Below are 18114 nucleotides of genomic sequence, written 5' to 3'. Positions count from 1 at the left end.
GAGGTGGAAGATCGCCTGACCCCACTCGGTGCCGGCGACCCAGCCGCCGCCGATGATGGCCGCCATCAGCAGCGCGAAGCCGATGAGGGAGACCTCGGTGACCTTGCCCGGACGCAGGTAGCGCAGGTAGATGCCCATGAAGATCGCGATCGGGATGGTCATCGCCACCGAGAACACGCCCCAGGGGCTCTCGCCGAGCGCGTTCACGACGACGAGGGCGAGGATCGCGACGATGATGAGCATGATCAGCAGCGAGGCGACGATCGCGGCGGTCCCGCCGATCCTGCCGAGCTCCTGCCTCGCCATCTGACCGATCGTGCGGCCGCCGCGACGCATCGAGAAGAACAGCACGGTGTAGTCCTGCACGGCACCCGCGAGCACGACGCCGACGATGATCCAGATGGTGCCGGGGAGGTAGCCCATCTGCGCGGCGAGCACCGGGCCGACGAGCGGTCCGGCACCGGCGATCGCGGCGAAGTGGTGCCCGTACAGCACGCGGCGGTCGGTGGGGACGTAGTCCTTGCCGTCCTGCCTGACCTCGGCGGGGGTCGCCCGCCGGTCGTCGGGTCGGGTGATGTACTTCTCGATCACCTTGGAGTAGAACCGATAGCCGATCAGGTACGTGCAGACGGCGGCGAACACGAACCAGATCGCGTTCACGGTCTCGCCGCGCACGATCGCGAGCATCGTCCAGGCGACCGCCCCGAGCAGGGCGATCGCCGACCAGAGGACGATCTTGGGCCAGGTCCAGCGGCCGGCCTTCTCGTGGTGCTCGTCGGTCAGTGCGACCGGGGGCAGGGAGGGATCGGTGGTGATCGCGGTGTCGCCGTGGCGTCCGGCGCGATCGCGGCCGGTCCCGCCGCGGCGATGCGACGAAGATGCAGTCATGGGGGTCTCCTCGTGGTGCGCGTCTTTGCGTTCCCCCACGCTAGGAAGCATCCGGGCGCTCCACCCGCCCGAGACGCAGGACATGCGACGAACGGCACGGACGACGCGACGAACGGATGCCGCGGCGGCGGTTTTTCCCGGCGCCGGCCGCCGCTGCCTCCTCGACCCGCAAGTAGGCTGGAGGGGTGGCATCCTCCCCCGTCCTGACGACTCGCGTGCTGCTCGTCTGCGCCGCGATCGGTGTCGCGACGGGCATTCTCGGAGGTGTCGCCGGCTGGATCACGCTCCCCGTCCTCGCGGGGCCGGCGTTCCTGTACGGTCTGGTGCTCGGGTCGCACGTCCTGCCCGGGATCATCGCACAGGAGGTGCTGCGGCGTCCGTTCGTGGCGCTCGTCACGCACGTGATCGCGGCTCTCATCTCGAGCGCGTTCAACCCGGCGTGGACACTGCGCTTCATCGGCACCGCCCTGCTCTTCGGCGCGATCCAGGAGGGCATCGCCGCGCTCACCCGCTACCGCTCCTGGGGCGCGTGGCGCTTCTTCCTGTCGGCCGGTGTGATCGGTGTGATCGTCGCGGTCGTCGTGTTCTTCGCGGCGCACCTCGCCGTGATGCCGCTCTGGGCGCAGATCGCCTACCTGGTGATCTCGGTGCTCGGACCGATCGCCTGGACCGCCGTCGGACTCGCGATCGGCACGGCACTGAGCCGCGCGGGCGTCTCCCGGCGCTGATCCTGCATCCAGGCCGCCCGCGCGGGCGGCATGCCCTGGCGACAGGTGCGGACGCAGGGTGCGGGCGCTGTCCTCGCGCCGCTGCCGACGCTTCACCCGCGACGCGAATCAGGTTAGGCTCAGCTAAGTTATAGCCGAACCGATCCGCTGAACCGGGGTGATGCCGTGCGCTCCTCTGCGCCCCTGCTGAGCGTGCGTGACCTCTCCCTCACGCACGCGGATGCCGCGCACCCCTCCCCCGCAGACGTCTCCTTCGACATCCACCGCGGCGAGGTCGTGCTGCTGCTCGGCCCGTCGGGCTCGGGCAAGTCCACACTGACGCTCGCCCTCAACGGGCTCATCCCGCACGCCGTCCCCGCGACCATGTCGGGGGTGGTCGTGGCCGGCGGACTCGACACCGCCGACGCTCCCACCGCCTCGCTGAGCACGCGCGTCGCGATGGTGCTCCAGGATCCGGATGCGCAGATCGTCACCGGCACGGGCTACGACGAGGTCGCGTTCGGCCCCGAGAACCTGCGGCTCCCCCTCGACGAGGTGCATCGCCGGACCGAGGACGCCCTGCGACGCGTCGGCCTCTGGGAGCGTCGAGACGAGAACCCCGACCGCCTCTCGGGCGGCGGCCGCCAGCGCCTCGCGATCGCCTGCGCTCTGGCGATGGGATCCCCGCTGATCGTGCTCGACGAGCCGACCGCCAACCTCGACCCCCAGGGCATCGACGACGTGTACGCCGCGCTGACCGACGTGATCGCCGCCGGAGACAGGGCGATCCTTCTCGTCGAGCACAACCTCGACGCGGCGATGGGGTTCGTGACCCGCACGATCGTGCTCGATGCCGCGGGCCGCGTCGCGTTCGACGGTCCAGCCGACGAGGTCATCCGCAGGCACGCCGACGAGCTCGTCGCGATGGGGGTGTGGCTCCCCGCGGCCACGCTGGCGGCGCTGCGGATGCGCGACGCCGGCGCGCACTTCGCAGAGCTTCCGCTCACGCCCGCGGAGCTCGCGTCGGCGCTGGCGGACCGGCCCTCCGTCCGCCTGCAGGACCACGGCACGGATGCCGGACCGCAGCCGGTGGATCGACCCGACATCCGTGCCTCGATCCTGCAGGCCGCACGGGCGTGGGGCCCGATCGCCCCCTCGATCGACGAGTCGGATGCCGTCAGCGGGTCGCCGTCCCCGATCATCCGCGCCCGGGGATTGACCGTCCGCCGCCACCGCACCGAGATCCTGCACGGCCTCGACCTCGACATCGCCCCCGGCACTCTGACCGCGATCGTCGGGGCGAACGGAGCGGGCAAGACCACGCTGCTGCAGGCGCTCGCCGGAGTCGTGCCTCCGCCGCGACGGCAGGTCTCGGTCGACGGGATGGACCCGGGGTCCGCGTCGCCCCGGGAGCTCGCGAACCGCATCGGCTTCGTCTTCCAGAACCCCGAGCACCAGTTCATCGCACACACCGTCTTCGACGAGCTCGCGCACGGCCTTCGGCTGCGGCGCACCCCGGATGCCGAGGTCACCGTGCGCGTCGACGCCATGCTCGAGCGGTTCGGCCTCGAAGCCAAGGCGCACGTGCACCCCTTCCTGCTCTCGGGAGGGGAGAAGCGTCGTCTGTCGGTCGGCACCGCGCTCATCACGCGCCCGCGGGTGCTCGCCCTCGACGAGCCGACCTTCGGGCAGGACCGCGCACGCGCAACCGAACTCCTCGCGCTGCTGCACGATCTGCGCGACGAGGGCACCACGATCCTCATCGTCACGCACGATCTCGCGCTCGTCGCCGCGCACGCCTCGCACACCGTGATCCTCGCCGACGGACGCGTGCACGCCGCCGGCCGCACCACGGATCTCTTCCGCGACGAGCGGCCGTTCGTCGACGCCGGGCTCCGCCTCCCGGCCCTCCAGCGCGTGCTCGCCGCGGCAGGGCAGGCGCTCGCATGAGCGTGCAGACGTTCGACCCGTATGCCGCGGTGGCCGAGACCTCGCCCCGCCGCTTCCTCCACGCGCTGAACCCGCTCGCGAAGGTCGCCGGAGTCGCGCCCGCGATGGTGGTGCTGATCTTCGTGCGCGATCTCGCGACACCGGCGGCCTTTCTGCTGCTCTCGCTGATCCTGATCGTCGTCGGAGCGCGACTCACCGCACGCAGTGCGGCCCTGCTCTTCCTCGCCCTGCCGGTCGGGATGGTCGCGATCGCCCTCGGCTTCTCCCTGTGGGTGGACCCTGCTCTCGTCGCCCACACCCCCGCGGTCGCTCGGATCGGCGACTGGACGCTGTTCGAGGGCGCTCTCGCGATCGGCGCCGCCACCGCCCTGCGCCTCGGCTCGATCATCGCGCTGGCGCTGATCGGAGGACTCACCACCACGGGTCCCGATCTCGTGCGGGCGAGCGTGCAGCAGCTGCGGGTGCCGTATCGGATCGGATACACGGCGCTCGCCGCGTTCCGCTTCGTTCCGCGCTTCGGGCACGAGCTGTCGGTGATCCGCGCCGCGCACCGCGTCCGCGGCCATCACGGCGGCAGCGGACCGTTCGCGCGCATGGCCCGGGGGTGGGGGTACATCGTGCCGCTGCTGGCGGGGGCGATCCGGCACGCGGAACGCGTCGCGCTGGCCATGGACTCCCGCGCCTTCGGCGCGCACGCCTCGCGCACCGAGCGCCACCTCGTGCCGTTCCGCGTGCGCGACACCGTCTTCATCGGATGCTGCCTCGCCGCATCCGCCGCGATCCTCGTGATCTTCTTCCCCTGGCAGCTTCCCTGAAAGGTACGCGCATGGCGTTCAGCAAACTGGTCAAGCCCGACTCGTCCGAGCTCCTCCACCTCGAGGTGCTGCGCACCGAACGCCTCTCGCCGCACTGGATGCGGGTGACTCTCGGCGGCGGCGAGATCGAGAAGTTCCGGCCCATGGGCTTCGATCAGTGGTTCCGACTGTTCCTGCCGATCGGGGGCGAGGCCGGGCTCGATCGCGTGCCCGCCAAGGCGAACAGCCTGCTCGGGTATCTCAGGTTCCTGCGCATCCCCAGCGGCGAGCGCCCGGTCATGCGCAACTACAGCGTGCGCGCGTACCGTCCCGCCTCGGAGGGTGCAGGCGCCGAGATCGATGTCGACTTCGTGCTGCACGGATCGGCCGAGGACGGCACGGCCGGACCCGCGTCGCGGTGGGCCGAGACCTGCGAGACAGGCGAACCCGTGCTGATCCTCGACGAGGGGATCACGTTCAACCCGCAGCGCGGAACCGAGCGCGTGGTGCTGGTGGGCGACGAGACGGCTCTCCCCGCCATCGCCTCGATCTGCGCCTCGCTGCCGGACGATGCCACGGGTACCGCCCTCATCGAGGTCCCCTCCGAGGAGGATGCCCTCACGTTCCCGCATCCGCAGGGAGTCGCCATCGTCTGGCTCGTGCGTCCGCACGAGTTCGCACCCGGCACGTTCGCCCTCGGCCGGTTGAGCGATCTGGAGCTGCCCGAGGCTCCGTTCCACGCCTACGCCGCGGGCGAGCAGTCTCTCGCCTCGGGAGCCCGCAAGCATCTCGTCGGCGAACGCGGGGTCGACAAGAACAGCGTGAGCTTCTGCGGCTACTGGAAGATCAGCACGGGCTCGCCCGCGTCGAAGGCCGCGCGGGACGCGTCGGCGGAGCCCCGCGCATGAGCGGGGCGGATGACGCGCGCCCGAACCCCTACGCAGATGCGTCGGCCGGTGCGGGGTCGCCGACCGCCGGTGCGGGGCCGGAAACGCACCCGACCGCCGGTGCGGGGTCAGAAACGCACCCCGGATCGCCCTCCGCGGTGCAGAATCGACCCCGCAGCGGCGTCGGCCGCTCGCGTTTCCGTCTGCCGACCGCCATTCTGCTCACCTGCGCGGCGCTCGGAGTGGCCGGCGGCGTCCTGCTCGCACCCGCGAACTGGATCTCGACGGTGCTGTTCCTCGGCGTCCCCTTCGCCAGCGTCGCGCTGGCCGGGCTGTGGCTCCTGCCGTCGGTGATCGCCCTGCGTCTTCTGCGACGTCCCGCGGTGGGCCTGTTGGTGGGGCTCCTCGCCGGACTCGTCATCGTGCCGTTCTCCGGATACGGATTCAGCAGCGTGGCCACGAACCTCTGGTGGGCGGCGTTCACCGAACTCCCGTTCCTGTTCGTGCTCTGGCGCTACTGGGGAACCTGGTTGCACTACCTCGGCGCGGCGATCGTCGGCATCGTCTACCCGGTCCTCGCCTGGACGTCGTTCAACCTGGGGACGTTCGACCTCGGCCTGCAGATCACGTTCTTCGCGATCACGCTCGCGAGCTGTCTCGGGGGCACGGCACTCGGCATCCTGATCGCCGACCGGCTGCGCCGCGCGGGTGTCGGCGGGCGCCTGCCGCACTGACCACCCCTGGCCGGCCCCTGATCGCCCGTGGCCGGGAACAGACCCGTCTCACTCGGTCTGCCGCCCGACAGACGCAGAAGGGCCCCGGATGCCGGCATCCGGGGCCCTTCTTCCGTCGATCCGCGTCAGCGCTTGCCGGCGATCTGACGACCGACGATCTCGCGCATGATCTCGTTCGTGCCGCCGTAGATGCGGTGCACGCGGGCGTCGAGGAAGGCGCGCGCGATCGGGTACTCGGTGATGTAGCCGTAGCCACCGTGCAGCTGCACGCCGGTGTCGAGCACCTCCCACTCGCGCTCGGTCGCCCAGAACTTCACCTTCGCGGCCTCTTCGGCCGAGAGCTTGCCCTGCGAATAGGCCAGCAGCGCACGGTCGACGTATGCCCAGAGCGCGTCGACCGTCGTCGCCATGTCCGCGATCTTGAAACGGGTGTTCTGGAAGTCGATGATCCGCTCGCCGAACGCCTCGCGGTCCTTCGTGTAGGCGACGGTCCAGTCGAGTGCGGCCTGCGCGGCTGCGGCACCGGCGACACCGATCGACAGGCGCTCCAGCGGCAGGTTCATCATCAGCTGCACGAAGCCCTTGCCCTCGACGCCGCCGATGAGGTTCTCGTCGGGGACGAAGACGTCACTGAAGGAGAGTTCGGCGGTGTCATGCCCCTGGAAGCCCATCTTGTGGAGCTTCTTGCCGTGCTCGAACCCCTCCATCCCGTCTTCGAGCAGCACCAGGCTGAACGCATCGGGACGGTTGCCCTCACCGGTCTTCACGAACGTGACGACGAGATCGGCGGTGGCACCCGACGAGATGAAGGTCTTCGCACCGTTGACGATGTACCCGCCGTCGGTCTTCTTCGCCGTCGTCTTGATGCCGCGCAGGTCCGACCCGGCGCCGGGCTCGGTCATCGCGAGCGCGCCGATCACCTCGCCGGTGGCCATGCGGGGCAGCCACTTCGCCTTCTGCTCCTGCGTGCCCATGTGCACGAGGTACGGCACGGCGAGGTCGTCCTGGATGCCGAAGGCACCCGCGAGCGAGCCCGCGCCGGCGGCGATGACCTCTTCGTTCACGACTGCGCGGAAGCGGAAGTCCTGCAGCATCCCGGCGCCACCGAACTCCTCGGGTACGGAGAGCCCGATGATCCCGGCCTCTCCGGCGGCGAGCATGGTCGCGCGGTCGACCTCGCCGTCGGCGTCCCACTTCTCGATCGTCTCGTGCGTGACGTGGCGCTTGACGAAATCCTTGACGAGGTCGCGGAATGCCTCGTGATCCTCTTCGTAGATGTCGCGTTCCATGGCGTCCTCCTGAACGTTCGTGCGTCTTTGCTCCGGCGAGTCTATGCCGGTTCACCGACACCACGACAGCACGTTGTGAGAATGCATCCCACAATCGGTGACACTGGGTACCGCGATTGTCGGATGCCGCAACGAGGTCGTCGAGACCGGCATCCGCGGGCGATCAGTGCAGGTAATCGGGGGCTGCGGGAAGCCCGAAGAACTCCTCGAGCGTGTGATAGCCGCCCTGGTGGTAGGCCGCGGCGAGCTCCCGACCGACGTAGCGGAGGTGCCAGGGCTCCGGCTTGTATCCGGTGATCCCCGAGCCGACCTGCTCGTAGCGCACGACGAAGCCGTACTCCCAGGCGTTCGCCGCGATCCAGTCGCCCTGCGCGGTCGCACCGAACGACTCGATCGCACCGCACGACGACTCGCACGCCACGAGGTCGATCGCGAGCCCGGTCTGATGTTCGCTGTGGCCCGCCCGTGCCGACGAGGCATCGGCACCGGCCTGGCCGTCGGTGCGCACATGCGAGGCATGGGTCGCGACCTGCAGGTCGTACGACCGGTAGCCGTTGTTTGCTCCGATGCGCCCCGCACCCTCGGAGTCGGCCGCCACGGCCATCTCGCCCACCGCGGCGGCGACATCGGCGCGAGCCTGGCCCGAACGCGTCGTCATCTGCACCGGGATGTCGGCGAGAGGCGACGGCGCGAAATCGAGGGGGGTCAGCGGACGAGCCTTGTTGACCACGACCCACACGTGCGCCGGGTCGTCGAGCGCGATGCACGGCGCGTTCCCCGCGATCACGGCCGCCCGGAAGCCCTCCCCGCCACCGAACCCGGCGATGATCGCCGCGTCGTCGGCGACCGAGATCGCCTCGAGCACGCTCGGCTCGGCGCACGGGTCGGCCGCGGTGGTCGCGCCGACCTCCACGGCCGGCACCTCCTGCACCACGCTCGGCTCGGGCATCCCCGGATCGTCCGACGCGGAGGTCGCGATCGGCGCCGAGGCGATCGAGAGCAGGATGCCGATGGCGGTCACCGCGAGTCCGACCGGAAGCGCAGGCCCTCGGGCCGGGGACCGGGTCGCCGCATGCTGAGGCTGCGGCAGAAGATGCATGCCTCCATTGTCGCTTAACTCGCCTCGAACATATGTCTCAGCCGGGTTGACGTGACAGTCGTTCTTATGTTCGACTGTCTGCATGAGGTGGCAAGGTCAGAAGGTCGGCGACGTCGACTCCGGGGCACTCCCGGGTCTCGAAGACCGGTCGAGCGTGCTGCGCACCGTGACCACGCCCGACTTCGCAGGGATGACCTTCCACGAGGTGCTGTCGAAGTCCGCGCTCAACCACGTCCCCGGCGCATCGCGCATGCCGTTCGCCTGGACGATCAACCCGTACCGGGGATGCAGCCATGCCTGCGTCTACTGTCTATCACCGGACACTCTCATCCTGTGCGGCGATGGTCGCCAGCGGCCTCTGCGCGCCCTGGAGATCGGCGACGAGATCATCGGCACCGAGCGGCAAGGCCACTATCGCCGCTACGTTCGCACCACGATCCAGGCGAAGTGGATGACAAGAAAGCAGGCGCACAGAATCACCCTCGCCGATGGAACCGAGATCGTTGCGAGCGGAGACCATCGCTTCCTCACGGATCGCGGCTGGAAATATGTGACGGATGCGGATTCCGGGCAGCGTCCACATCTCACGATGAACAATCGACTCGTCGGATTCGGAATCGGAGCAGCAGGCGCCTCGGTCGACCTCTCGTCGATCGACTACCGTCGCGGCTACCTTTCGGGGATGATCCGCGGCGACGGCATGATCTTCCACGGCACCTATCCGAGCGCGACGAGAGTCCGAGAGATCCATAGTTTCCGCCTTGCGCTGATCGACCCGGAGGCTCTCGACAGAACTCGACGATTTCTCGATGAGGAAGGCGTCCCGACGAGAACGAGACCATTCACGCGGGCCAGCGAGACCCGCAGCGCCGCAGACGCGATCCATTCTGCAGCCAAGCGGCACGTCGAGACGATCAGGTCGCTCATCACGACCCCCGGCTCTCCCACTGCTGACTGGCACGCGGGCTTCCTCGCCGGGATCTTCGATGCGGAAGGAAGCTGCTCTCGCGGCATCCTGCGGATCTCGAACAAGGACGCAGACATCATCGCCCGTATCGAGCAGGGCTTGAGCGCGTTCCGCATTCCTCACATCGTCGAAACGGAGCGCCCGAACGGCGTCGTGACGGTCCGCGTCATCGGAGGACTTCCCAGCCGCCAGCGGTTCTTCGCGATCTGCTCGCCGACGATCACCCGCAAACTCTCCCTCGAGGGGACCGCTGTGAAGAGCGTCGCAGATCTGACGGTTATCGACATCACGCCGCTTGAGGGAGAGCAGGACCTTCTCGACATCACGACCGGCACGGGAGACTTCATCGCCAACGGGGTCATCAGCCACAACTGTTTCGCGCGAGGGACGCACGAGTACCTCGACCTCGACGGCGGGGCGGACTTCGACTCGCAGATCGTGGTCAAGACCAACGTGGTCGAGGTCCTGCAGAAGGAGCTGCGCAAGGGCAGCTGGCAGCACGAGACCGTCGCCCTGGGCACCAACACCGACCCGTATCAACGAGCCGAGGGTCGCTACCGACTGATGCCGGGGATCATCGACGCGCTGGCCGCGTCGGGAACACCGATGTCGATCCTCACGAAGGGCACGCTGATCCGTCGCGACATCCCTCTGCTTGTCACGGCCGCGCAGCGCGTGCCCGTCGACATCCAGATGTCGATCGCGATGTACGACGACGAGCTGCAGAAGGCCATCGAGCCGGGCACGCCGACGACGCAGGCGCGGATCGATACGGTGCGGGCTCTGCGCGACGCGGGGTTCCGGGTCACGGTCTTCCTGATGCCGATCATGCCCCACCTGACCGATTCGGTGGAGGCGCTCGACACGGCGTTGCGCCGCATCAAGGAGGCGGGCGCGAGTCGCGTCGTCTACGGCGCGCTGCATCTTCGCGCAGGCGTGAAGCCGTGGTTCATGCAGTGGCTGGGCGAGTACCGCCCGGATCTCGTCTCGTCGTACCGCGGACTGTATCCGGGGGTCTCCGCCGAAGCACCGAAGGGCTATCGGCAGTGGCTGGCCAAACGAGTGCGCCCGCTGATCCGGATGCACGGTCTCGACGCCGAACACGAAGACGACTATCCGGTGCGCGGCATCCGCTCGTCTGCCCCGCACGGACGCCCGGCACCCGCTGTCGCGGCGCCTGCCGCGCCCGCGCAGCCGATGCTGTTCTGACGTGCACCGACGCGCCGCGGTTCCGGGGTTCCCGGGGATTCCGGCGTTCCGGCGGACTCTCCGGGCCCTCCGGGCGTGTGCGCCGAGCATCCCGCTAGGTTGGGCTGCATGTTCCGCGGATACGTCGCCCTGCTGTTCCTCGCCGGTCTCGCCGCGACCGTCTACGGCACACTGATGCCGCTCGGCGGCGGCTCGACGCTCGCGATGGTGGGGGCGGCCACCCTCGGTGCCTCCTTCGTCCTGATCGGGATCGTGCTTCTCGGCGATCGGGGGAAGGCGCAGGCGCCCTCGCGCGAGGACGCTGCCGGTCGAGCGATCGGGTGAGGTCCGGAGAGCGCGTCCAGGGCGCGTAGGCTCGGTCGTTATGGCTACCGGCTCCACGATGCACACGTTCGACGTCCAGCTGGCCGACATGGATCGTGGGGTCTACGACGACTACTCGCTGCGTGTCGCCCGGCATCCGTCAGAGACCGACGCCTACATGCTGACGCGCGTACTGGCGTACGGACTCGAATTCACCGAGGGCATCACCTTCGGCGGCGGCATCTCGCAGACCGACGAGCCGGCCGTGCTCGTGCGCGACCTCACCGGCAGCACCACCGCATGGATCGAGGTCGGAGCGCCGGATGCCGAACGCCTGCACTACGGCTCCCGGCTCGCCGAGCGCACGGTCGTGTACACGCATCGCGACCCGGCGAAGGTCATGGCGCCGTGGGCCGACAAGCGCATCCACCGTTCCGAAGACCTCCGCGTCTTCAGCTTCGACCCCGGCTTCGTCGATTCGGCCGCGCCCCTCCTCGAGCGCCGCAACACGATGACCCTCACCGTCACCGAGCAGGTGCTCTACCTCGACCTCAACGGCACGACGTTGACCACCGCGATCCACGAGCACCGACTCGGCTGACGCGGGCTCTTCCTCCCTGCGCCGGTGCCGCGCCGTGTACCGCGTCGGGAGGAGAACTGCCTGTCGGGAGGACTCGCCGCCTGAAATCCTCCTCCCGACGCGTGGATCTCCTCCCGGAGAGACCGCGCACGGCACGACGAAGGCCCCGTCCCCGCAGATGCGGAGACGGGGCCTTCGAGCGCTCAGGCCGTGAGGTCTGCCGCGGTCGGCACGCGACCGGCGATCTCCTCGATCAGGTCATCGTTCAGGCGCGCGTTCTCGAACGGCGCCTCGATCTCGGCGCGCTCCAGCAGCTCCGTCATCCGGCGCTGACGCTGGCGCGTGATCAGCGTGACCACACGTCCCGAGCGACCGGCGCGACCGGTACGGCCGGAGCGGTGCAGGTACGTCTTGTACTCGTCGGGAGCATCGGCCTGGACGACCAGGTCGATGTCGTCGACGTGGATGCCGCGGGCGGCGACGTCCGTCGCGACGAGCACGTTCACGCGGCCCGAGGTCAGACGCTCGAGGTTGCGCGTGCGCTTGGCCTGGTTCAGGTCGCCGTGCAGCGAGACGGCCGGGATGCCGGCATCGTCGAACTGCTCCGCGAGCATGTCGGCGTAGGCGCGGGTACGGGCGAAGACGAGTGTCTTGCCGTCGCGGTCGACGAGCGAGGTGAGGATGTCGGCCTTGTCGCGGTGCTCGATGACGAGCACGCGGTGCTCGATGGTGCTCGAGTCCTGGTCTTCACCGGCGACCTCGTAGACGGCAGGATCGACGAGGAACTCGTCGACCAGCGCCGCGACCTCGCGGTCGAGCGTGGCCGAGAACAGCAGCTTCTGGCTGCCGTCGGCGGTGTGCCGCAGGATGCGCTGCACGGGCTCGACGAATCCGAGCTCGCACATGTGGTCGGCCTCGTCGAGCACCGCGATGCGGCAGTCGGAGAGATCGAGCTTGCCCTGGTTGATGAGGTCCTCGACGCGACCGGGCGTGCCGATGACGATGTCGACGCCCTTCTTCAGCGCGCCCACCTGACGTCCCTGGGGCACGCCACCGTAGATCTGGGTGGTGAACAGACCCACGCTGCGCGCGATCGGCTGGATCGTGCGGTCGATCTGCAGCGCGAGCTCGCGGGTCGGCGCGAGGATGATCGCGCGCGGCGACCGTCCGAACTCACGGCGCTTGCCGGCCTGCGACTGCAGGACGCGCTCGACCAGCGGTGCGCCGAAGGCGATGGTCTTGCCCGAGCCGGTACGGCCACGGGCGAGCACGTCGCGGCCCGCGAGCACGGCCGGGATGCTGGCCGCCTGGATCGGGAACGGCGTGGCCGCTCCCATGCCGACGAGGGTGTCGACGATGTTGGAGCCGAGCCCGAGATCGCCGAAGGTCACACCATCGACCTCGACGGCTGCAACCGACTTCGCCTCGAGGCGCTCGTGCACGACGTCATCGCCCTGCTCGAACTTCTTGCTCGGCGCGGCGGCGGGGGTCGCGTTCCAGTCGTTGCGGCTCGGACGCTCGTTGCGGCTCGGACGCCCGCGGGTGTCGGAGGTCAGCGGGCGCACACGGTCGGTGCGGTACGCGCCACCGGTCGACGGACGCGAACGCTCGTCGCGGCCGCCCTCGAACGACCGCTGCGTGCGGTCGCGATCGAAGGCGCGGCGGGCACGGTCTGCATCGTAGGAGCGCTCCGGGCGCTCCGCGCCGCGGCTCGGCGCACCGGAACCGCGGTCGTCACGACGCGGACGCTCGTCGCGACCGAAGCGCTGACCGCCGCGGTCGTCACGGCCGCCGCGCTCGTCACGGTAGCTTCCGGGACCGGTCGGACGCTGGCCGCGACGGTCGTCGCGAACGGGACGGCCGCCATCGCGGTGGTCGTTGTCGCGGAAGCCCTGGCGCTGCGTGCCGGCACCGCGGTCGTCGCGACGCGGACGCTCGTCGCGCTGGCCGCCGCGCTCGTCGCGGTAGGTGCCGGGACCGGTGGGGCGCTGGCCGCCACGGTCGTCACGACGCGGGCGGTCGTCGCGATCGAAACGAGGACGCTCGTCGCGTCCGCCGGCGCGGGTCGGGCGGTCGTCGAATCGACGCGCACCGGTCGAGGCGCGGTCGCTGAAGCGGGGACGCTCGGTGCGCTCGTCGCCGCGGTGATGCGGCGCCTCGCGGCGGCCGGACTCGGCGCGGTTGCGGATGCCGCGAGCCTCGTCGCGACCCGCACGCTCTTGCGCGCTCCAGCGCTGCTTGGGGGCACCGGTCTCGGCCTCGGCCGCGCGGTATCCGCGGTGTCCGACGCTGCGGCTGCCGGGGCGACGGTCGTAGCCGCCTGCGGCGGGAGCGCTGCGGCGCTCGCCGGCATCCGCTCGTCCGCCGCGCTCGGGACGCCCGGCGTCACGGCCGCCGGTGTGGCGGTCGTGGAACGAGGTCTTGTTCGCGCCGTAGCGCGGCTCGAAGTTGGCGGCGGGGCGTCCGCCGCGGGGCTTCTTGTTCTTGGGCATGGATGTGTCCTTCTGAGTTCTCGCACGAGAACAGCGCTGCGCACACGCGCGAGCACCCTGTGCCTGATCCAAAGTGATCGAGCTCGGGGTTCCGGACTGTCAGCGGCCGGGGCCATTCATGTGATGGTTGATTTACGTCGATCGACGCTCACCATCGGCCCCTGGACTCACACTTCTTACACAAAAACGTCCGCGCCATGCGCGGGTGTCCGAAGCCGACCGCACAAGTGTAGCGGGCACGCCTGAAAGAGTGCCAAGTCCGGCTCGCGGCGAGCCATACGATGGCGAGGTGAACTCCGCTTCCCCCACCGGCATCCAGGTGCACCTCCAGCTCGGCGACGTCAGCGCCCAGATCGCTCAGGTCGGCGCGTCGCTCCGCGCCCTCCGCATCGGCGCGGTCGATCTGATCCCCCCGTATCCGCTCGACGCTCCGACACCCTCCTGTTCGGGGGTCGTGCTCGCCCCCTGGCCGAACCGGGTGCGCGACGGACGGTGGGATGACCGCGGCACGGAGCGGCAGCTCGCGATCACCGAGCCGAAGTTCCGGAACGCCAGCCACGGACTGCTGCGCTTCACCTCCTACGACATCTCCGAGACCGCATCAGCGGCGACGCTGACCGCGACGATCGTGCCGCAGACCGGTTACCCGTATCTCGTCGAGACGAGCGTGACCTATGTGCTGCGGGCCGACGGCATCGACGTCACGCACGCCCTCACGAACCGGTCGGCCACTGCGGCACCGGTCGCCCTCGGCACGCATCCCTTCTTCATGATCGGCGATGTGGACACGCAGGATCTCGTGCTGCGCGTGCCGGCGCAGACGGCATTCGACACGGACGAGCGGATGCTGCCCACCGGATCGCGCCCGGTCGACGCGGCGCTGCGCGACGGCATCCGCCTGGGCGACACGAGCCTCGACACCGGGTTCGCCGATCTCGATCGCGACCCCGACGGACTCGTCCGGCACTCGCTCACCGCGCCGGACGGTCGCCGCCTCACGGTCTGGCAGGGTGCCGGCTTCGACTTCGTGCAGGCGTTCACGACCGACAAGTACCCCGGACAGCCGCTGGCGGTCGCGATCGAGCCGATGACGGCCCCCGCGGACGCGCTGAACAGCGGCGCCGGCATCCGCCACCTCGATCCCGGCGAGACCTGGACGCTCGAGTGGGGCATCACGCTCGACTGACTCCCCGGCGCCGCGGGCACGATTCAGCGCCGATACGCCGATGCCCGCCCGGGAATCGATTCCGGGCGGGCATCGGGCTCAGCCGTGCTGAATCGCAGACGGGGCGGCGATCACTCGCCGCGCTCGCGAAGCTCCCGACGGGTCAGCTGCGGGGCCTGCGGCAGACCCGCGCCGGCACCGGCACCGGCACCGGCCAGTGCCACATCGCCGGCAGGTACAGGGCCGTCGGACGGCTCGCGGTCGGCCGACGCTGAGCCGTCGTCGCCCGATCCCGCCCTGCGGGCACGACGCCGCTCCTTCGCACCCTCGACGAGGTTGTAGAGGGTCGGCAGCACGATCAGCGTCAGCACGGTCGAGGAGATGAGTCCGCCGATCACGACGATCGCGAGCGGCTGCGAGATGAATCCGCCGTGTCCGGTGATGCCGAGCGCCATCGGGGTGAGCGCGAAGATGGTCGCGAGGGCCGTCATCAGGATCGGCCGCAGACGCTTCTCGCCACCCGCCTTGACGGCATCGATCGTCGACAGACCCTTCTCCCGGTACTGGTTCACCAGGTCGATGAGGACGATCGCGTTCGTCACCACGATGCCGATGAGCATCAGGACACCGATCAGCGAGGCGACGCCGAGCGGCACGCCCGTGACGATCTGCAGCAGGATCGCACCGGTCGCCGCGAACGGCACCGACACCAGCAGCAGCAGCGGCTGGCGCAGCGACTTGAACGTCGCCACCATCACCACGTAGACGATGAGGATCGCCGCCAGCATCGCCAGACCCAGCTGCGAGAACGAGTCGGCCTGCTGCGAGGCGACACCGCCGACCTCGGCGGAGGCGCCGTCGGGCAGGTCGACCGCAGCGAGCGCCGCGGTCACCGAGGCGGTGGCGGTGGCGAGGTTGTCGGATGCCGGGGGCACGGTGATCGTCGCGGTGCGGCGTCCCTGCTCGGTGGTGATCGACGTCGGCCCGTTGCGCTCCTCGACGGAGGCGATGTCCTGCAGCTGCACGACGCCGAGTGCCGTCGGGATCGCGAGCTCGCGCAGCGCCTGCGCCGTGGTGGGCGGCTCGGACGACGCCAGGTAGACGGTCAGCGCGGTGTCGTCGATCTCGATCGAGCCGAGCTGCTCGGGGCGCATCGTGTTCGACACGATCGCTCCGACGGCGACCTCGGACAGACCGCGCTGGGCGGCCGCGTCGCGGTCGACGACCACGGCGAGGTACGGCAGAGCGGCGGCGAGGTTGTCGGTGATCTGGCCGATGCCGTCACGGTCCTTCAGCTCGTCGATGACGGCCGTCGTCGCGGTCTGAAGGTCGTCGGAGCCGGATGCCGAGACCGTGATCTCGATGTCGCTGGAGCCGAGTCCGGCCGATGCCGCGACCGACACCTCGCCGACGTCGGTGAGGTCCTCGATCGCGCTCTGCACCGACGCGCGCAGCTTCTCCTGGTCGGCGTCGCCGTCGGTGAGCACCGAGTAGGTCACGCCGGCGCCGCCCGAGAAGGCGTCGCGCAGCGCCGAGCCGCTCGATCCGATCGATGCCTGCACGTGGGTGACGCCCTTGATGTCCAGCAGCGCGTCCTCGACGGCGATGGCCGCCTGGGACTTGGTCTCCAGGCTCGCCGTGGGTCCGAGGTCCTGCGTGACGGTCATCGTGTTCTGACCGGAGTCGCTGAGGAAGTTGATCTTCATCAGCGGCGCCGCCGCGACGGTCGCACCGAGCACGATGACGGCGAGGATCACCGTGATGCCGGAGTGCTTGAGCGTCCACGCCAGGATCGGGCGGTATCCGCGCTGGAGTCGGGTCGGAGGAGCATCCTGGTGCTCCGGGTCGATCTGCACGCCGTTCTCGTCGAGCAGCGGTTTGCCCGGGCGGAGGAACCAGTAGGCGAGCACCGGGACGATCGTCAGCGAGACGAGCAGCGAGGCGACCATCGCGATCGACACGGTGACCGCGAACGGACGGAAGAGCTCTCCGACCACGTCGCCGACGAACACGATCGGCAGGAACACCGCGACCGTTGTGATGGTGGAGGCAGTGACCGCCATCGCGACCTCGCGCACCGCGAGGCGGATCGCGTCTCCCTTGTCGGCGTCGCCGACGTAGTGGCGTTTGATGTTCTCGATCACGACGATCGAGTCGTCGACGACGCGACCGATCGCGATCGTGAGGGCGCCGAGCGTGAGGACGTTCAGCGAGTACCCGAACGCCTGCAGTCCGATGAACGTGATGAGCACGCTCGTCGGGATCGAGATCGCCGTCACGAGGGTCGAGCGGATCGAGAAGAGGAACACCAGGATGACCAGCACGGCGAAAACGAGACCGAGGAGTCCTTCGACGGCCAGCGTCTCGATCGATTGCTGGATGAAGGGCGCCTGATCGAAGATGATCGTGAAGTCGGCATCGGGGAACGTCTTGCCGATCTCGTCCAGAGCGGCGATCACGCCCTGCGAGACATCGACCGTGTTGGCGGCGGGCAGCTTGGTGATCGAGATCGAGAGCGCGTCCTTGCCGTCGACGCGAGAGATAGAGGAGACCGGGTCGGACTCCTGCACGACGGTGGCGACATCGCCGATCGACTGGTCGGAGCCGACCAGGGGAAGGGCTGCGAGCTCCTCCACCGAGGTGATCTTCGCACCGGTCTGCACCGTGAGCGTCTGGCCGTTCTCGGTGATGTCTCCACCCGGGAACAGTGTGCCGTTCTGCTGCAGAGCCGTGCTGATCGCCTGCGTGCTCTGCCCTGCGGCGGCGAGCTTCGCGAGATCGGGGGTGATCGTGATGCGCTGTCCGACGCCGCCGATGATCTGGGCGGCGTTGACTCCGTCGACGTCCTCGAGGTCGGGGATCGCGATGTTCTGAAGTTCGGCCTGAGCGTTCTCGGCGTCGTCGAAGCCGGTGACCGCGACCTGGATCACCGGGAAGTCGTCGATCGACACCGTCAGGACCTGCGGGCTGAGGTCGTCGGGCAACTGACCCGAGATGCGGTTGATCGCCTGCTGGATCTTCTGCTCGGCTGTCGCGAGGTTGGTGCCGTA

General features: G+C 69.5%; 14 protein-coding genes. 9 read left to right on the top strand and 5 right to left on the bottom strand.

Annotation, left to right across the window (positions count from 1 at the left end):
* On the bottom strand, positions 1–888 hold an 888-nt coding region (locus ABTZ43_RS13815), incomplete at its 3' end, for a carbon starvation CstA family protein (protein WP_350539251.1).
* A gap of 185 nt (positions 889–1073) precedes the next feature.
* On the opposite strand from ABTZ43_RS13815, the gene ABTZ43_RS13810 reads away from it, so the two are divergent.
* From ABTZ43_RS13810 to ABTZ43_RS13790, 5 genes are all read left to right on the top strand, one after another.
* On the top strand, positions 1074–1616 hold the full coding sequence (locus tag ABTZ43_RS13810; RefSeq protein ID WP_149424002.1) for an ECF transporter S component: 543 nt from the start codon (positions 1074–1076) through the stop codon (positions 1614–1616).
* Between the two features lie 165 nt (positions 1617–1781).
* Complete coding sequence (locus tag ABTZ43_RS13805) at positions 1782–3545, top strand: ABC transporter ATP-binding protein (RefSeq protein WP_350539250.1); 1764 nt, start codon at positions 1782–1784, stop codon at positions 3543–3545.
* Entirely contained in the window at positions 3542–4360 is an 819-nt protein-coding gene (locus ABTZ43_RS13800; protein WP_350539249.1) for an energy-coupling factor transporter transmembrane component T, read from the top strand. The genes ABTZ43_RS13805 and ABTZ43_RS13800 overlap by 4 nt, the downstream gene beginning before the upstream one ends.
* A gap of 11 nt (positions 4361–4371) precedes the next feature.
* On the top strand, positions 4372–5247 hold the full coding sequence (locus ABTZ43_RS13795; protein ID WP_350539248.1) for a siderophore-interacting protein: 876 nt from the start codon (positions 4372–4374) through the stop codon (positions 5245–5247).
* Between the two features lie 137 nt (positions 5248–5384).
* A complete protein-coding gene (locus ABTZ43_RS13790) occupies positions 5385–5960 on the top strand; it encodes an ECF transporter S component (protein ID WP_350539247.1) in 576 nt (191 codons plus the stop codon).
* A gap of 125 nt (positions 5961–6085) precedes the next feature.
* Here ABTZ43_RS13790 and ABTZ43_RS13785 read toward each other — a convergent pair whose 3' ends face one another.
* Complete coding sequence (locus ABTZ43_RS13785; protein WP_045252761.1) at positions 6086–7249, bottom strand: acyl-CoA dehydrogenase family protein; 1164 nt, start codon at positions 7247–7249, stop codon at positions 6086–6088.
* A gap of 163 nt (positions 7250–7412) precedes the next feature.
* Positions 7413–8348, bottom strand: coding sequence for a M15 family metallopeptidase (locus ABTZ43_RS13780; protein WP_350539246.1), 936 nt, complete (start codon positions 8346–8348; stop codon positions 7413–7415).
* A gap of 82 nt (positions 8349–8430) precedes the next feature.
* Between ABTZ43_RS13780 and ABTZ43_RS13775 the strand changes: the two genes are divergently transcribed.
* The 3 genes from ABTZ43_RS13775 to ABTZ43_RS13765 all read left to right on the top strand — a co-directional run bounded on the left by ABTZ43_RS13775 (position 8431) and on the right by ABTZ43_RS13765 (position 11428).
* Entirely contained in the window at positions 8431–10524 is a 2094-nt protein-coding gene (locus tag ABTZ43_RS13775) for an intein-containing Rv2578c family radical SAM protein (protein ID WP_350539245.1), read from the top strand.
* A gap of 108 nt (positions 10525–10632) precedes the next feature.
* On the top strand, positions 10633–10848 hold the full coding sequence (locus tag ABTZ43_RS13770; protein WP_350539244.1) for a hypothetical protein: 216 nt from the start codon (positions 10633–10635) through the stop codon (positions 10846–10848).
* 40 nt (positions 10849–10888) lie between these two features.
* Positions 10889–11428 (top strand): YaeQ family protein, encoded by a 540-nt coding sequence (locus ABTZ43_RS13765; RefSeq protein WP_056413445.1) that lies wholly within the window; start codon positions 10889–10891, stop codon positions 11426–11428.
* A 182-nt stretch (positions 11429–11610) separates the two neighbouring features.
* On the opposite strand, the gene ABTZ43_RS13760 is transcribed toward ABTZ43_RS13765, so the two are convergent.
* Complete coding sequence (locus tag ABTZ43_RS13760) at positions 11611–13899, bottom strand: DEAD/DEAH box helicase (RefSeq protein WP_253385364.1); 2289 nt, start codon at positions 13897–13899, stop codon at positions 11611–11613.
* 289 nt (positions 13900–14188) lie between these two features.
* Here ABTZ43_RS13760 and ABTZ43_RS13755 point away from each other — a divergent pair, with 289 nt between their 5' ends.
* On the top strand, positions 14189–15085 hold the full coding sequence (locus ABTZ43_RS13755) for an aldose 1-epimerase family protein (RefSeq protein WP_350539243.1): 897 nt from the start codon (positions 14189–14191) through the stop codon (positions 15083–15085).
* A gap of 110 nt (positions 15086–15195) precedes the next feature.
* Here ABTZ43_RS13755 and ABTZ43_RS13750 read toward each other — a convergent pair.
* On the bottom strand, positions 15196–18114 hold a 2919-nt coding region (locus ABTZ43_RS13750), incomplete at its 5' end, for an efflux RND transporter permease subunit (RefSeq protein ID WP_350539242.1).

Origin of the sequence: Microbacterium sp. NPDC097977 (assembly GCF_040302605.1) — a bacterium.
In the GTDB taxonomy this organism is placed as follows: domain Bacteria; phylum Actinomycetota; class Actinomycetes; order Actinomycetales; family Microbacteriaceae; genus Microbacterium.
The sequence above is the reverse complement of the archived record's forward strand: the minus strand, read 5'-3'. Positions and strand labels throughout refer to the sequence as shown.

Coding starts and splice junctions, on each gene's coding strand:
- ABTZ43_RS13800 (WP_350539249.1), top strand. CDS start 3,542: ATGAGCGTGCAGACGTTCGACCCGTATGCCGCGGTGGCCGAGACCTCG.
- ABTZ43_RS13795 (WP_350539248.1), top strand. CDS start 4,372: ATGGCGTTCAGCAAACTGGTCAAGCCCGACTCGTCCGAGCTCCTCCAC.
- ABTZ43_RS13785 (WP_045252761.1), bottom strand. CDS start 7,249: ATGGAACGCGACATCTACGAAGAGGATCACGAGGCATTCCGCGACCTC.
- ABTZ43_RS13780 (WP_350539246.1), bottom strand. CDS start 8,348: ATGCATCTTCTGCCGCAGCCTCAGCATGCGGCGACCCGGTCCCCGGCC.
- ABTZ43_RS13775 (WP_350539245.1), top strand. CDS start 8,431: ATGAGGTGGCAAGGTCAGAAGGTCGGCGACGTCGACTCCGGGGCACTC.
- ABTZ43_RS13770 (WP_350539244.1), top strand. CDS start 10,633: ATGTTCCGCGGATACGTCGCCCTGCTGTTCCTCGCCGGTCTCGCCGCG.
- ABTZ43_RS13765 (WP_056413445.1), top strand. CDS start 10,889: ATGGCTACCGGCTCCACGATGCACACGTTCGACGTCCAGCTGGCCGAC.
- ABTZ43_RS13760 (WP_253385364.1), bottom strand. CDS start 13,899: ATGCCCAAGAACAAGAAGCCCCGCGGCGGACGCCCCGCCGCCAACTTC.